Source organism: Rhodoferax lithotrophicus (assembly GCF_019973615.1).
Taxonomy (GTDB): Bacteria; Pseudomonadota; Gammaproteobacteria; order Burkholderiales; family Burkholderiaceae_C; genus Rhodoferax; species Rhodoferax lithotrophicus.
The window spans coordinates 4,379,243-4,394,717 of sequence record NZ_AP024238.1 but is presented as its reverse complement, the minus strand read 5'-3'; the positions used below and the strand labels follow the sequence as shown (position 1 = coordinate 4,394,717).

At 55.6% G+C, this 15,475-nt stretch carries 15 protein-coding genes, 4 tRNA genes and 1 pseudogene; all 20 read left to right on the top strand.

The features are described 5' to 3' along the window. Positions 1–7 precede the first annotated feature (7 nt). The 20 genes and pseudogenes from trpE (at position 8) to rplJ (ending at position 15,475) form a co-directional block, all read left to right on the top strand. Entirely contained in the window at positions 8–1,531 is a 1,524-nt protein-coding gene (gene trpE / locus LDN84_RS20260) for an anthranilate synthase component I (protein WP_223905328.1), read from the top strand. Continuing rightward, positions 1,528–3,822, top strand: coding sequence for a diguanylate cyclase domain-containing protein (locus LDN84_RS20255; protein WP_223905326.1), 2,295 nt, complete (start codon positions 1,528–1,530; stop codon positions 3,820–3,822). Before trpE ends, LDN84_RS20255 begins: the two co-directional genes overlap by 4 nt. After that, on the top strand, positions 3,819–4,406 hold the full coding sequence (locus tag LDN84_RS20250) for an anthranilate synthase component II (RefSeq protein WP_223905324.1): 588 nt from the start codon (positions 3,819–3,821) through the stop codon (positions 4,404–4,406). The genes LDN84_RS20255 and LDN84_RS20250 overlap by 4 nt, the downstream gene beginning before the upstream one ends. Positions 4,407–4,475: 69 nt before the next feature. Beyond that, positions 4,476–5,909: a tetratricopeptide repeat protein gene (locus LDN84_RS20245; RefSeq protein ID WP_223905322.1), complete on the top strand. Its 1,434-nt coding sequence runs from the start codon at positions 4,476–4,478 to the stop codon at positions 5,907–5,909. Positions 5,910–5,990: 81 nt separating this feature from the next. Continuing rightward, positions 5,991–7,151, top strand: coding sequence for a GntG family PLP-dependent aldolase (locus LDN84_RS20240; RefSeq protein WP_223905320.1), 1,161 nt, complete (start codon positions 5,991–5,993; stop codon positions 7,149–7,151). Then, a complete protein-coding gene (locus tag LDN84_RS20235; RefSeq protein WP_223905318.1) occupies positions 7,144–7,800 on the top strand; it encodes a LysE family translocator in 657 nt (218 codons plus the stop codon). Before LDN84_RS20240 ends, LDN84_RS20235 begins: the two co-directional genes overlap by 8 nt. Positions 7,801–7,849: 49 nt before the next feature. Continuing rightward, positions 7,850–8,896 carry an anthranilate phosphoribosyltransferase gene (gene trpD, locus LDN84_RS20230; RefSeq protein WP_223905317.1) on the top strand — a complete coding sequence of 349 codons (1,047 nt, stop codon included), beginning with the start codon at positions 7,850–7,852 and terminating at the stop codon, positions 8,894–8,896. A gap of 1 nt (position 8,897) precedes the next feature. Further along, positions 8,898–9,035, top strand: a complete 138-nt coding sequence (locus LDN84_RS20225) for a hypothetical protein (protein WP_223905315.1) — start codon at positions 8,898–8,900, stop codon at positions 9,033–9,035. Next, positions 9,028–9,816, top strand: a complete 789-nt coding sequence (trpC, locus tag LDN84_RS20220) for an indole-3-glycerol phosphate synthase TrpC (protein WP_223905313.1) — start codon at positions 9,028–9,030, stop codon at positions 9,814–9,816. Before LDN84_RS20225 ends, trpC begins: the two co-directional genes overlap by 8 nt. 41 nt (positions 9,817–9,857) lie before the next feature. Then, on the top strand, positions 9,858–10,574 hold the full coding sequence (locus tag LDN84_RS20215) for a uracil-DNA glycosylase (protein ID WP_223905311.1): 717 nt from the start codon (positions 9,858–9,860) through the stop codon (positions 10,572–10,574). A gap of 48 nt (positions 10,575–10,622) precedes the next feature. Beyond that, positions 10,623–10,708: transfer RNA gene (locus LDN84_RS20210), tRNA-Tyr, on the top strand. A gap of 67 nt (positions 10,709–10,775) precedes the next feature. Further along, positions 10,776–10,849: transfer RNA gene (locus LDN84_RS20205), tRNA-Gly, on the top strand. A 20-nt stretch (positions 10,850–10,869) separates the two neighbouring features. Further along, a tRNA-Thr gene (locus LDN84_RS20200) sits at positions 10,870–10,944 on the top strand. A gap of 82 nt (positions 10,945–11,026) precedes the next feature. Continuing rightward, a pseudogene (gene tuf, locus LDN84_RS20195) lies at positions 11,027–12,216 on the top strand (elongation factor Tu). 10 nt (positions 12,217–12,226) lie between these two features. After that, positions 12,227–12,302 (top strand) — tRNA-Trp (locus tag LDN84_RS20190). A gap of 108 nt (positions 12,303–12,410) precedes the next feature. Then, a complete protein-coding gene (secE, locus tag LDN84_RS20185) occupies positions 12,411–12,794 on the top strand; it encodes a preprotein translocase subunit SecE (RefSeq protein ID WP_223905309.1) in 384 nt (127 codons plus the stop codon). Beyond that, on the top strand, positions 12,794–13,402 hold the full coding sequence (gene nusG / locus LDN84_RS20180) for a transcription termination/antitermination protein NusG (protein WP_223905307.1): 609 nt from the start codon (positions 12,794–12,796) through the stop codon (positions 13,400–13,402). The genes secE and nusG overlap by 1 nt, the downstream gene beginning before the upstream one ends. Before the next feature lie 164 nt (positions 13,403–13,566). Then, positions 13,567–13,998 (top strand): 50S ribosomal protein L11, encoded by a 432-nt coding sequence (gene rplK, locus LDN84_RS20175; protein ID WP_223905305.1) that lies wholly within the window; start codon positions 13,567–13,569, stop codon positions 13,996–13,998. Continuing rightward, positions 13,999–14,694 (top strand): 50S ribosomal protein L1, encoded by a 696-nt coding sequence (gene rplA / locus LDN84_RS20170; RefSeq protein ID WP_223905303.1) that lies wholly within the window; start codon positions 13,999–14,001, stop codon positions 14,692–14,694. Between the two features lie 259 nt (positions 14,695–14,953). Further along, positions 14,954–15,475 carry a 50S ribosomal protein L10 gene (rplJ, locus tag LDN84_RS20165; RefSeq protein ID WP_223905301.1) on the top strand — a complete coding sequence of 174 codons (522 nt, stop codon included), beginning with the start codon at positions 14,954–14,956 and terminating at the stop codon, positions 15,473–15,475.

Below are 15,475 nucleotides of genomic sequence, written 5' to 3'. Positions count from 1 at the left end.
ACTCATCGTGATTTCCGAACTTGAATTTGACCAATTGTGTGCCCAGGGCTTCAACCGTATACCGGTGGTGGCGCAAGCCTTTGCCGACCTGGAAACCCCACTCTCCCTTTATTTGAAACTGGCCAACAACGCCTCCTTCAGCTTCCTGCTTGAATCGGTGGTGGGTGGTGAGCGTTTTGGGCGTTACAGCTTTATTGGTTTGCCCGCACGCACTTTGCTGCGGGCCAGTGGCTTTGGTGTGCAGGCGCGTACCGAGGTGGTGACCGATGGCCAGGTGGTGGAAACCTCAAGCGCCAATCCACTGGACTTTATTGAGGATTATCAAAAGCGCTTCAAAGTCGCTTTGCAGCCGGGTATGCCGCGCTTTTGTGGTGGACTGGCGGGCTATTTTGGTTACGACGCCGTGCGCTACATCGAAAAAAAGCTGCAAGCGACCTGCCCTCCCGATGAGCTGGGTTGCCCAGACATTGTGCTGCTGCAGTGTGAGGAGCTGGCCGTGATCGACAACCTGTCGGGCAAGCTCTACCTGATGGTCTACGCTGATCCAACCCAGCCACAGGCTTATCAGGGTGCGGTTGATCGGTTGACGCAGCTCAAAAACAGATTGAGTCAACCGGTACATGCGCCACAAGTGCTGCCTAGCGCAGGCCAACCCGCTGTACGCGACTTCGCCAAAGCGGATTACATTGCCGCTGTTGAGCGTGCCAAGGAGCTGATTGCCGGGGGCGACTTTATGCAGGTGCAAGTGGGCCAGCGCATCAAAAAACCCTACACCCAGTCGCCGCTGAGTTTGTACCGGGCATTACGCTCACTGAATCCCAGCCCTTACATGTACTACTACAACTTCAGCGGAGCCACCGCTGACGGGGCGGATTTTCATGTGGTGGGTGCTTCGCCCGAGATTCTGGTGCGTCAGGAGCAGGTGTTGCAGGATGACCAGCCGGTGCAAAAAATCACCATTCGCCCGCTGGCCGGCACGCGCCCGCGCGGGGCAACTCCCGAAGCTGACAAAGCGGCCGAGGTGGAGTTGATCAACGACCCCAAGGAACGTGCCGAGCACGTCATGCTGATCGACCTGGCGCGTAACGACATTGGCCGCATTGCCAAGATTGGCAGCGTCAAGGTGACGGACGCTTTTTGCGTGGAACGTTACAGCCATGTGATGCACATCGTGAGCAATGTGGAGGGCACGCTGCTGGACGGTATGACCAGCATGGACGTGCTCAAGGCCACTTTCCCGGCCGGTACCCTCACCGGTGCCCCCAAGGTGCATGCGATGGAATTGATCGACCAGCTGGAGCCCACCAAGCGCGGCTTGTATGGCGGTGCCTGTGGCTACCTGAGCTACGCTGGCGACATGGATGTGGCCATTGCCATCCGCACCGGCATCATCAAAGACCAGATGCTTTATGTGCAGGCAGCGGCTGGCGTGGTGGCTGACAGTGTGCCTGAGCTGGAGTGGAGAGAGACCGAGGCCAAGGCGCGTGCATTGTTGCGGGCCGCTGAACTGGTGGAAGAAGGACTGGAGTGAAACACTTCGTGCTGCGCCGCCGCTCGTGGCTGCTGCTGACAACCACCTTGTTGGTTGTCGGTGTGTGGTTGGGGCTTGGCTTGCGGCATGAATATGAGCGGATTGAGCGTGAGGAGTTGGCGCGCCTGGACACCCAGGCCAAAGTGGTTGGAGACAACCTGACACGCCAGCTCACGGCCATCAACCAGAGTTTGTTGTCAATTCAACAAGCCGTGCCAGACTGGCAAGCGCATTCCGACGGACGGGGTGAGGCCCTGAAGACTTTGGGCAACATGGAGGCCGCCATGTCGTCCGTGCGTACCTTCCTGGTGACCGATGCTCAAGGCAAGTTGACTTTTTCCAATCGGGCAGAGTTGCTGGGGCGTGATGTTTTTCAGCGCGATTATGTGCAAACACCACGCAAGTCGCTGAATCCGGCGCAGTTGTACGTCAGTACCCCTTTCAAGACCGTGTTGAACAATTACCTGATCAATCTGACACGTGTGTTGCTGGATGAGCAAGGGCAGTTCGCTGGTGTGCTTTCAGCTGCCCTGGACCCCGTGGACTTTCAGATTTTGATCAACTCGGTGCGTTACGGCGAGGATATGCAGGTTGCGCTGGTGCATGGTGATGGTCAGGTGTTTATCCAGCAGCCACCCTCGGCGCAGGGGCCTGACCCCCGCCAGTCTGCACCCTCTGAACTCTTGCGGCTACATTTTCAAAGTGGGCGCAGCGTGAGTCATTTCGCGCATGTCTTGCCGCAATCACGCATGGTGGTTTTTCACACGGTGTGGCCTGCCGAGTTGGCGATGGACAAGCCATTGGTGGTGATGTTGAGCCGTGATCACGTTGCTTTATTCGGCCTATGGCAGGGTGAGGTGGTCAAACAGTCCTTGGCCTATCTGGCGCTGGTTTTTTTGAGTGTTTTGGCCTTGCTTGTTTTTGAGCATCAGCGGGCCGAAAAAATCGTGACCGCCAAGCGGTTCAAGCTGGCAACGGAGGCCAGTGGCGTGGGCATCTGGGAATTTGACCTAGTGACCAGACGTTACCAGTGGGACGATGCCATGTTTGCCCTGTTTGGCTTGGACCCCAAGGCCGCCAGTCCGCGTAATGACGATTGGATCAAATTGTTGCCCCCGCAAGATTTGCAGCGTATGCGGGAGGCCACGCGCGCCACCATCCAACATAACCAGCCGTTCGGCATGACTTTCCAGATTCACCGCCCCGATGGTCAGCTGCGGTTTATGCGTAATCGGGCGGCGCTGTATTCGGATGACCATGGCGTGCCACGCCGTCTGATTGGTGCCACGGAAGATGTCACCAAACGCAAACAGCTGGAGGGTGAATTACGCGTGGCGGCAGCTGCCTTTGAGTCGCACGAAAGTATGCTGGTGACCAATGCGCAGGTCGAGATCCTGCGGGTCAACCACGCTTTCTGCGTGTTGTTTGGTTACGCCCCCGAAGAGGTGGTCGGGAAAAATCCGCGGCTGCTTAAATCAGGCCGCCATGAGGTTGACTATTACGCCGCCATGTGGTCTGAGCTGGTGCAGCATCACCGCTGGCAGGGGGAGGTGTGGAACACCCGCAAAAGTGGCGAAGAATTTCCCTGTTGGCTGTGTATCACGGCGGTACGCGATGACACGGGGCTGGTCACCAACTATGTGGCCACCCACACCGACATCACCCTGCGCAAAGCCGCCGAAGACGAGGTCAAGCGGCTGGCCTTTTTTGACCCCTTGACGCAACTGCCCAACCGGCGCTTGCTGACTGACCGTTTGCACCAGGCGATGAGCAAGGCCAAGCGGGATCGGGGTCAATTGGCCCTGATTTTTGTGGATCTGGACAAATTCAAACCGATCAATGACCGCTATAGCCATGCTGCTGGTGACCAGCTTTTGCAGGCGGTAGCGCACCGGCTGCGCACCTGCGTGCGCGAGTCCGACACCGTGGCCCGCCTGGGTGGTGACGAATTTGTGGTGCTGCTCAACACCATTCAGCACAAGCAGGATGCCACCTACGTGGCTGAAAAAATCCATGTCACTTTGCGTGAACCGTTTCACTTGCCATTGGGTCAGAGTGTGCAAATATCCTCCAGCGCCGGGGTGGCCTTGTACCCTGAGCATGGGCTGGATGAAGCGACCTTGTCGCACCATGCCGATGTGGCCATGTATGCCGCCAAGGCGGGTGGGCGAGACCGCTACGTGGTGTATGCGCCCGAGCTGGATACGCCCTTGGCCGAATCCTCATCCACCCCAGCGGCGCAAGCCCAGACCACTTCCCGCCTTGATGGCGTTGAAAGCAAAAAGCCATGAAACTTTTAATGATCGACAACTACGACAGCTTCACCTACAACATCGTCCAGTACCTGGGTGAACTGGGGGCCGACGTGACGGTGGCGCGTAATGATGAAATCACCGTGGGGGCCATCGACGCCTTATGGCAGGCAGGGCAGCTTGACCGGTTGGTGATCTCCCCCGGTCCCTGTTCGCCAGCCGAGGCCGGTATCTCGGTGGCTGCCATCCAGCACTTTGCCGGCAAGTTGCCGATTCTGGGGGTGTGCCTGGGGCATCAGGCCATTGGTGCGGCCTTTGGTGGCAAGATCATCCGGGCGCAGCAACTCATGCACGGCAAGACCAGCCTCATGACCACCACCCAGGAGGGCGTGTTTGCCGGTTTGCCCGCGCAGTTCACAGTGAACCGGTATCACTCGCTGTCGATTGAGCGCAGCACTTGCCCGGCCTGCCTGAAGGTCACCGCCTGGACGGACGATGGCGAGATCATGGGTGTGAAACACACCACGCTGGACATTGAGGGTGTGCAGTTCCACCCCGAGAGCATCCTCACCGAACACGGCCATGCCATGCTGGCCAATTTTTTGAAACCCAGAAACTCCTGAAATGAGAGCTTGTTACGCTTGTTTATCAAGCGCTAGAGCCCTAAAAAGCACTGATTTTTAGGGTGTCCCATGACTAAGAAACCAGCTTCAATGCAGCAGCAGTTCAAAACCTGGCTGGCACAGCAACCGCATGAGGTGTTGGTGGGCATGCTGCTGGAAGTCGCGCAGCGTGACGACCGGCTGGCCCAGACCTTGCTGCTCAAGTCCACACCAGCAGGGGCGCAAGACAGCTTGGTGGATGACCTGCACCGTTTGATTGATGATGTCACGACCGTCACCGGTTTTGTGGACTGGCGCGCCCTACACAGCTTTGTTGATCCGCTGGATCAGGCGGTGGATACCCTTGAGGAATTGCTGACACCCGAGTATGCCGCTGCTTTGGTCGAGCTGGCGCAATACGCCATTGAGCAAACCGAGGCGGCCCTGGAAAACGTGGACGACTCTGATGGGCTGGTTGGGGATGTGTTGTGTCGCTTGGGCGAACTGCATCTGAAAGCCTGCGAGCTGGCGCGCCCGGATGCCGAAAGCTTGGCGCATGACTTGTTCCGGCTGGAAACCACGCTGCCATTTGGTGTGTGCAGTTTCAGTGCCTACACCTACCGCGATGTGCTGGGTGAAGTCGGCCTGCGCCAGTACCGGGCACTGGCGCAGGCGAAGTGGGATGCGCTCAGGCCCGCCGATGCCCAGCTTGGTTTTGACCATGAGCGCTTCAAAATCACCGGCATCATGGAAGACCTGGCACGGGCCAGCGGGAATGTGGATGAACTCATCGCCATCAAATCTGGCAACCTCAAAAATGCGTTCAACTATCTGGAGATCGCCGAAATTTTGACTCAGGCCAAGCGCCATGACGAGGCTTTGCAGTGGGCCGAGCGGGGTTTGAAGGCATACCCGGAGCGCCCGGATAACCGATTGCGCGACTTTCTGGTGGGCATCTACCTGCAAAACCAGCGTCATGAAGAGGCTTTGCAGCTCACCTGGATTCAGTTTGAAGAGCAGCCCGCGTTGGGTGCGTACCAAAAGCTGCACGGTGTGGCGAACCAACTCGGTCTGTGGCCCGAGCAGCGTGCGCGGGCGCTAGCCTGGCTGCAAGAGTTCATTACCCGCGAGGCCAATCAAACCAGCCGATACACGCCCAAGCCGTCAGAGCCCGACATGTCGTGCCGTGTTGCGATTGCCTTGTGGGAGTCAGATCTGGAGGCCGCTTGGAATGCCATTCACCAAGGTTCATGCCAGCAGAGTTTGCGCTTGAGTCTGGCCCAAGCCATGGAGTCCACACGGGCGCGTGAGGCGATTGTGCTGTACCGCCAGATGATTCCTGACACAGTGAATCAAACCAATAACACTGCCTACGCCAGCGCAGTGACATGGCTTCGCAAGGTGGGGCAGTTGATGGCCGGGCTGGATCAAACCGCGCAATTTGGGGTTTACGTGGCCGAACTGCGAGCCGCCTTCAAACCCAAGCGCAACTTCATCAAGCTGCTGGACGGCATGAAACTGTGAATATGAACCCCGTAAACAGGCGAATTTTTGCTATTTAATGTATAGTTATTCACGCTTATTTCATAAGCATCAGAGGTCGAAATGACACATAACTCTTCAGTCCAACAGGTTGACCTGCGCAGCGACACCGTGACGCAGCCCACCGCAGCCATGCGTGCCGTGATGGCCGCCGCCCCGGTGGGTGACGATGTGTTTGGTGATGACCCCAGCATCAACGCCCTGCAAGACAAGTTGGCCGCCATGCTGGGTTTTGAGGCGGCGCTGTTTGTGCCCACCGGCACACAAAGCAACCTGTGTGCCATCCTGGCCCATTGCCAGCGTGGTGACGAGTACATCGTGGGCCAATACGCGCACTGCTACCGTTGGGAAGGCGGCGGCGCGGCGGTGTTGGGCAGTGTGCAACCGCAGCCGTTGGAACATCAACCCAATGGCATGCTGGCTTTGGCCGACATCGAGGCGGCCATCAAGCCCGATGATGCCCACTTTGCCAAGACCCGGCTGCTGGCGCTGGAGAACACGCTGGGTGGCAAGTTGCTGCCGTTTGACTACGTTCAGCAGGCCACCGACTTGGCCGCACGCCATGGTCTGGCCCGGCATCTGGACGGTGCGCGCCTGTTGAATGCGGCCACGGCGCAAGCCATGCAGTTGGCCACAGCTTTAAAGGAAAATGAGCCTCTAGCGCAGATCCATCAAGCGCAGGTAGCTATTGATCATGTAGCTAAATCGGTGGATGCTCCGGCCATTTGGGCGCAAGCACGGCGTATTGCCCAATGTTTTGATAGCGTGTCGGTGTGCCTGAGCAAAGGTTTGGGTGCGCCGGTGGGGTCGGTGTTGTGTGGCAGCCGGGAGCTGATCGGCCGTGCCCACCGTATCCGCAAAATGGCAGGTGGCGGCATGCGCCAGGCTGGTATCTTGGCGGCGGCCGGGCTGTATGCGTTGGAGCATCATGTGGCGCGGCTGGCAGATGATCACGCCTTGGCGCAGCAGCTGGCTAATGGGCTGAAGGGCTTGCCGGGCGTGGTGGTGGAGCCGCCGCAGAGCAATATGGTATTTGTGGATTTGCAGGGTGAAGCCAAAGCCAGAGCGCCTGAGCTGCTCACTTATTTAAAGTCCCGCGGAGTGCTGGCCACCGGTTTGTACCGTCTGCGTTTTGTCACGCACATGGATGTCGACAGCGCAGGCATTAAGCGTGCCGTGGCTGCGTTGCGCTCGTTTTTTGAAGGGAGCCCTGAGCATGCCTGAGTTTCACCAACTGCTGCTGTTCATCCTTGCCGGTTGGTTGCTGAATCTGACCCCTGGCCCGGATGTGCTCTACATCGTGACCCATTCCTTGCGCAGCGGGGCTCGTGCGGGCATCGTTGCCGGGTTGGGGATCACCACCGGTTGTTTTGTGCATATCTTTGCGGCGGCCCTGGGCGTGGGGGCTTTGCTGGCGGCATCGGTGACGGCGTTTAACCTGCTCAAGTGGGCTGGCGCGGCTTATTTGTTGTATGTGGGGTTCAAGCTGTTGCTGTCGCGTGCCGAAACTAGTTTGCTGAAAACCGCCAGCGACCCGTCGGGTGAACGGGTTCAGGTGGACCTGTGGCGTGTCTACAGCGGTGGTTTCTGGACCAATGTGCTCAACCCCAAGGTGGCGATTTTTTTTCTGGCTTTTGTCCCCCAGTTCATCGCCCCCGGCACGGCGCAGACCACCTGGGTGTTTCTGGCGTTGGGCGTGTTGTTCAATGTGAATGCCATCCCGGTCAACATCGGCTGGGCGTTGGCTGCGGCCTGGATGGCCCGCCGCGCCTCGCTGGTGCAGCGCGGTATGCACTGGCTGGATCGCGCCGCCGGGGCCATGTTTATTGGGTTTGGCCTCAAGCTGGCGCTGAGTGACAATCCAGCCTCTTGAGCCCTTGCCTCGTGTTCATCGATTTACTCACTGATTCAAGCCCCTCACCATGACCCAAACCATTCAGATTACCCCGCAAGAAGCGCTGTTGCGCACCATTGAACACCGCGAGATTTTTCATGACGAGATGTTGCACATCATGCGGCAGATCATGGCGGGAGAGTGGAGCCCGGTGATGCTGGCGGCGTTTATCACCGGTTTGCGTGTCAAGAAAGAAACCATTGGCGAGATCACGGCGGCCGCGCAGGTGATGCGCGAGTTTTCCACCAAAGTTTTGGTGGCCGACAAAACCCATCTGGTGGACATCGTTGGCACTGGCGGTGACGGTTCACATACCTTCAACATTTCGACCTGTGCCATGTTTGTGGCCGCAGCGGCGGGGGCCAAGGTCAGCAAACACGGCGGCCGAAGTGTCAGCAGCAAGAGTGGCAGCGCCGACGTGATGGAGTCGCTCGGGGTCAACATCAACCTCCAACCCGAGGCGATTGCCCAGTGTATTGAGCAGGTCGGTGTGGGCTTCATGTTTGCGCCCAACCACCATCCGGCCATGAAAAATGTGGCCCCGGTGCGCCGGGAGATGGGTGTCAAAACCATTTTCAACCTGCTCGGGCCGTTGACCAATCCGGCGGGCGCACCGAATATCTTGATGGGTGTGTTTCACCCCGATCTGGTGGGTATTCAGGTGCGGGCGCTGGAGCGGCTGGGCACCGAACACGCGGTGGTGGTGTACGGCAAAGATGGCATGGACGAGGTGAGCCTGGGCGCGGCCACGTTGGTGGGGGAACTCAAGGACGGCAAGGTCACCGAGTATGAAATCCACCCCGAAGACTTTGGCCTGACCATGGCCAGCAACCGGGCCTTCAAGGTCGAAACCCCCGAGCAATCACGCGCCATGCTGTTGGGTGTGCTGGACAACGTGGCAGGCCCGGCCAAGGAGATTGTGGTGTTGAATGCCGGCGTGGCCTTGTATGTGGCCAATGTGGTGGATTCAATGAAAGAAGGTATCGATCAAGCGCGAGCAGCTATTGAATCAGGAGCGGCCAAGGCCAAGCTGGACACGCTGGTGACCGTTGCGCACAGCTTGAGTCAGGTTTGATATGGCGCTGTTGAACATGGATGGAGCCTGGATCGCCATTGGCATTTCGGCACTTTTTATCGTGGCAGGCGTGGTGATGCACCGCGTGTTTGTCAATATTCTCAAAAATGGCTCACAGGAGCCGATCCAAAATGACTGATATTCTGAACAAGATCGTGGCGGTCAAACGCCAGGAAGTGGCTGCTGCAATGGCCCGCAAGTCGCTCGCAGATGTACGCTTTGATGCCGAAAGCCGCGTCCTGACGCGGGATTTTGTCGGGGCCATGCGCGCCAAAATCTCGACCGGGCATGCGGCGGTGATTGCTGAAATCAAAAAAGCCAGCCCTTCCAAAGGGGTGTTGCGGGCGGATTTCATTCCGGCAGACATTGCCCAAAGCTATGCTGAATTTGGTGCTGCCTGCTTGTCAGTGCTGACTGACCAGCAGTTTTTCCAGGGCTGTGTAGATTACCTCAAGCAAGCGCGGGCTTCGTGCCAGTTGCCGGTGTTGCGCAAAGACTTCATGGTGGATGCCTACCAAATCTATGAGTCGCGTGCCATGGGGGCGGATGCCATTTTGCTGATTGCGGCGTGTCTGGATGATGCGCAAATGAAAGACTTTGAACAGATTGCCCGCAGCCTGGACATGGCGGTGCTGGTCGAGGTGCATGACGCTGCCGAGCTTGAGCGCGCGTTGAGGCTCAAAACGCCGCTGATTGGGGTGAATAACCGCAACCTGAAGACGTTCGAGGTGTCGCTGGACACGACGCTGAGTCTGATGCAAGACATTCCTTCGGATCGTTTGCTGGTGTGCGAAAGCGGTATCCACACCCGCGATGACGTGTTGCGCATGGGAGCGGCAGGTGTGAATGCGTTTCTGGTGGGGGAGGCCTTCATGCGGGCCAAAGAACCGGGTGAGGCGTTGGCGGAGTTGTTTGCCTGATGCGGGGGGTAGATCAATTTAATCCTGTGCAGGAGGCGCAGATGCCAAGCCAACTGGCACACGCTGATCCTGCGTTATGGACTGTTGCGCCGAGCTGGCAGGCCTTGGTCGAGCGTTTTTTCGCCTCAGATGCAGGGCGAAAGCTGCAACTGTTCCTGCAAAACCGATTAAGCGAAGGGGCCGTCATTTTTCCGCCGCAACCGCTGCGTGCATTGGCGTTGACGGGTTTGGAGTCGGTGCGGATGGTGATTCTGGGGCAAGACCCTTACCATGGTCGTGGCCAAGCGGAAGGATTGGCGTTTTCGGTGGCACCCGGCGTGGCTTTGCCGCCGTCGTTGCGCAATATTTTCAAAGAATTGCAGCGCGATCTGGGGGAGCCTGTGCCATCTTTCCCGCAGCCAGGTGGGAGCCTTGTGCGCTGGGCGCGACATGGTGTGCTCTTGCTCAACACGTGTTTGACGGTTGAAGAAGGCCAGGCCGCAAGCCATTCGGGTAAAGGTTGGGAAGTGTTGACCGATGCCATCATCAAAGAAGTGTCCGACCAGTCGGCGCATGTGGTCTTCATGCTGTGGGGCAGTCATGCCCAAAGCAAACGGGTTTTGATTGATGCATCACGCCATTTGGTGTTGTGTGCCAACCACCCTTCGCCACTTTCGGCTTTGCGACCACCGGTACCATTTATAGGCTGTGGTCATTTTTCTCAAGCTCGGGCATGGCGAAATCAGCACGAATTAAAGAAAAATGGAAAAATTTCATAATATGTTCGTAAAGTGACAAACTTGCTGGCATAATTTGAGGTTCACCGTGGAGAGGTGGCCGAGTGGTTAATGGCAGCAGACTGTAAATCTGCCCTCTTACGAGTACGCTGGTTCGAATCCAGCCCTCTCCACCAATGAATTGTTGAATGTGACGCTGAGGCGAAGCGTAGGCGCTAAAAAGTTGACGATTTCAGCTTCAAGGCGGGAGTAGTTCAATGGTAGAACCCTAGCCTTCCAAGCTAATGACGCGGGTTCGATTCCCGTCTCCCGCTCCAGCGTTTCATTCATGGAAATTGCCCATTTGGCTCAGTGGCAGAGCACTCCCTTGGTAAGGGAGAGGTCCCGGGTCCGATTCCCGGAATGGGCACCATATTGGTGTTGGGTGTCAGCTTGGTAGATGCGGGTTGATGGCCTTTTTTATTTGACCGTCTTTTAATTCTCGGAGTCTGAAAATGGGAAAAGAAAAATTCACACGAACCAAGCCCCACGTGAACGTGGGCACCATTGGTCACGTTGACCATGGTAAAACCACCCTGACAGCCGCCATCACCACTGTGCTGGCAGCCAAGTTTGGTGGCTCGGCTAAAGCCTACGACCAAATCGACGCAGCGCCTGAAGAAAAAGCACGCGGCATCACCATCAATACTGCTCACGTGGAATACGAAACGGCCAACCGCCACTACGCCCACGTGGACTGCCCAGGCCACGCTGACTATGTGAAAAACATGATCACTGGTGCGGCTCAAATGGACGGTGCCATTCTGGTCTGCTCGGCGGCTGACGGCCCCATGCCTCAAACCCGTGAGCACATCCTCTTGGCTCGCCAAGTGGGCGTGCCCTATATCATCGTCTACTTGAACAAATGTGACATGGTGGACGATGCAGAACTGCTCGAACTCGTTGAAATGGAAGTGCGCGAACTCCTGGACAAGTATGACTTCCCAGGCGACGACACCCCATCATCCATGGTTCTGCCAAACTCGCCATGGAAGGCGATAAAGGCGAACTCGGCGAAGGCTCCATCATGAAGCTCGCTGATGCACTCGACAGCTACATCCCTCTGCCAGAACGTGCAGTGGACGGTGCTTTCCTGATGCCTGTTGAAGATGTGTTCTCCATTTCTGGTCGCGGCACCGTGGTGACTGGCCGTGTTGAACGCGGCATCATCAAAGTTGGCGAAGAAATCGAAATCGTCGGCATTCATGACACCCAAAAAACCACCTGCACTGGCGTGGAAATGTTCCGCAAACTGCTCGACCAAGGTCAGGCAGGCGACAACGTAGGTATCTTGCTGCGCGGCACCAAACGCGAAGACGTGCAACGTGGTCAAGTGCTGTGCAAACCAGGCTCGATCAAGCCGCACACCCACTTCACCGGCGAAATCTACGTCTTGTCCAAAGACGAAGGCGGCCGTCACACGCCATTCTTCAACAACTACCGTCCTCAGTTCTACTTCCGTACCACCGATGTGACCGGTGCTATTGAGTTGCCAGAAGGCAAAGAAATGGTGATGCCTGGTGACAACGTCTCCATCACGGTGAAGCTGATTGCCCCAATCGCCATGGAAGAAGGTCTGCGCTTCGCAATTCGCGAAGGTGGCCGTACCGTGGGTGCGGGTGTGGTTGCTAAGGTGATTGCTTAAGTAAATATACAGGGGCATAGCTCAATTGGCAGAGCGTCGGTCTCCAAAACCGAAGGTTGTAGGTTCGATTCCTACTGCCCCTGCCACCTGTTAATGTAGGCAGGTGAAAAGGCCCGCTATGAAAATAGTGGGCTTATGCGTCTGAAAGTCGCAATCAATCTATAGGTATCTCTTAGGCGCAAGTCAAGTCAATAATGGCCACCACACAAGTTCAAACTGTCAATACAACTGCAGATAAAGTCAAGTTATTTGGCGCTGCAGGTCTGGTCATTGTCTCTCTCGTTGCGTATTACGCATTGGCCAAGCAGGGGTCGTTGTTTCAATGGTTGGGTCTGCTTGTGGGTCTCGCTGCGGCAGTGGTTGTTTTCTTATTGTCTGAGTCGGGCAAATCGCTGGTAGCTTTTGGTCGGGATTCAGTCAAGGAAGTCAAAAAAGTAGTCTGGCCTGCACGCAAAGAGGCGATTCAGATGACAGCCTATGTGTTTGGGTTTGTGTTAATCATGGCTTTGTTCTTGTGGTTGACTGACAAAACACTTGAATGGGTCTTTTACGATCTGATTCTAGGGTGGAGAAAATAATGAACGAAATTGTGTCAACCGAATTGGCGGCTCCTTTGACAGCTGCGCAAACGTTGGCAGCGCCAGCGACAAACCCAGATTTGCGTTGGTATGTTGTTCATGCTTATTCTGGTATGGAAAAGGCTGTAGAGCGGAATATCCTGGAGCGCATCACGCGTTCAGGAATGCAGTCGAAGTTTGGTCGTATTTTGGTGCCCATGGAAGAAGTGGTTGAAATCAAGAATGGCCAGAAAAAAACAACAGAGCGCAAGTTTTTTCCTGGGTATGTTTTGGTTGAAATGGTCATGGATGATGACACTTGGCATTTGGTCAAGCATACCAATAAGGTCACTGGGTTCGTTGGTGGTGGTAAGACCCGTCCATCTCCCATTTCTGAATCTGAAGTCATGAAAATTGTCAGTCAGATGCAGGAGGGAACAGATAAGCCCCGGCACAAGATTGAGTTTGTGGTGGGTGAGATGGTGCGTGTCAAAGAAGGCCCGTTTGCCGATTTCAATGGTTCAGTTGAAGAAGTTAATTACGAAAAAAGCAAAGTGCGAGTGGCGGTAACGATCTTTGGTCGTTCTACGCCGGTTGAGTTGGAGTTTGCTCAGGTAGAGAAAACCTGAATGAGTGCTGTTGCCTGATCGGCTAAATTCGAAAAACGCAAAGTACTGTTTTTGAGTTTGCACCTTCCGACTCGGTGCAAATGTAACAAGTGAGTCGTTAACAACGGGGAGCCTGCATTATGCGTTTTGCATATCAAGGCGTTAAAACCCGCTAGGAGTTAAACATGGCGAAAAAAATCGTCGGTTTTGTCAAGCTGCAAGTGCCAGCTGGTAAAGCTAATCCATCCCCCCCCATTGGCCCAGCTTTGGGTCAGCGTGGTTTGAATATCATGGAATTCTGCAAGGCATTTAATGCGCAGACCCAGGGTATTGAGCCAGGTCTGCCGCTGCCAGTGGTGATTACCGCATTTGCTGACAAAAGTTTCACCTTTGTCATCAAGTCGCCACCCTCATCCATCCTGATTAAAAAAGCAGTCAAGATCGACAAAGGTTCGGCAAATCCTTTAAAGACAAAGGTTGGCAAGATCACGCGTGCTCAGCTCGAAGAAATCGCCAAGACCAAGATGAAAGATTTGACTGCTGCTGATTTGGATGCGGCTGTTCGTACCATTGCTGGCTCTGCCCGTTCAATGGGCGTGAATGTGGAGGGTGTGTAAATGGCGCGCTTAACAAAAAAACAAAAAGCCCAACAAGGCAAGATTGATAGCGGTAAGTTGTACGCTGTTACAGATGCTTTGGGTTTGGTGAAGGAATTCGCTAGCGCTAAGTTTGATGAGTCCATTGACGTGGCCATTCAGCTTGGTGTGGATGCTAAAAAATCTGATCAAGTGGTGCGTGGTGCGGTCGTGCTGCCGAATGGCACTGGCAAAACTAAACGTGTGGCTGTTTTTGCCCAGGGTGCTAAAGCTGAAGAAGCTAAAGCAGCTGGTGCTGATATCGTCGGCATGGATGATCTGGCTGCTATGGTCAAAGCGGGCAATATGCCGTTTGATGTGGTCATTGCGGCCCCCGATGCCATGCGCGTTGTGGGTACTTTGGGTCAGATTCTTGGCCCACGCGGCTTGATGCCTAACCCTAAAGTTGGCACGGTGACTCCGGATGTAGCTGGCGCTGTACGTAATGCCAAGGCTGGTCAAGTGCAGTTTCGTGTGGACAAAGCAGGTATTGTGCATTCCACGATTGGTCGTCGCTCATTTGATAACGACAAGCTGCAAGGCAATCTGGCAGCCTTGGTGGATGCTTTGGCTAAGGCCAAGCCTGCAACCAGCAAAGGTTTGTACCTTCGCAAAGTGGCTGTTTCAAGCACCATGGGTGTGGGTGTTCGCGTAGATCTGCAAACGGTTGCTGCATAAAGCAGGCGTTTCGCAAAAGTCGGGCTTTCCTAAAGGGAGGCCTGATGTGGTGGGCTGAATGTGTTAAATAACATTTTCAGGTCATCCAAGACCGTTGGTGTACGAGGCAAAGCCAAGTACTTAATCCGCAAGAGCCAACGCAGATGGCGATCCCACTGCCAAAGAATTGAAAAGTTCCGAATCAGTTGGTCGCTGCAATGTGGCGTGTTCTATGCAGCGGAAAGATGTTGCAAACGAACACATTTTGAAGGAGTAGACCTTGAGTTTAAATCGCAGTGAGAAAGAAGCGGTCATCAGTGATGTGACTGGCCTCGCCGCTAAAGCTCAAACGCTCGTGATAGCGGAATACCGTGGCATCACGGTCGCTGACATGACCAAATTGCGCTCGAATGCGCGCAGCAACGGAGTGAGTTTAAGTGTGTTGAAAAACACCTTGGCACGCCGGGCTGTGGCAGGAACAGGCTTTGAGGTAGTGTCTGACCAGATGACCGGTCCGCTGATCTATGGCTTTTCTGAAGATGCAGTTGCTGCCGCGAAAGTGGTAGCAGAGTTCGCCAAGTCCAATGCCAAGTTGGTCATTCGCGCAGGTGCATACGGTGGAAAAGTTTTGGATGTAGAGGGCGTAAAACAACTGGCAAGCATTCCTTCCAAGGAAGTGTTGCTGGCTCAGTTGCTGGGCTTGATGCAATCCCCTATTTCGCGCACAGCCCGGGTGTTGGCCGCGATTGCAGAGAAAAAAGGCGCTGGTGCAGAAGTTTCTGCCGAAGCAGTTGCAGCTTGA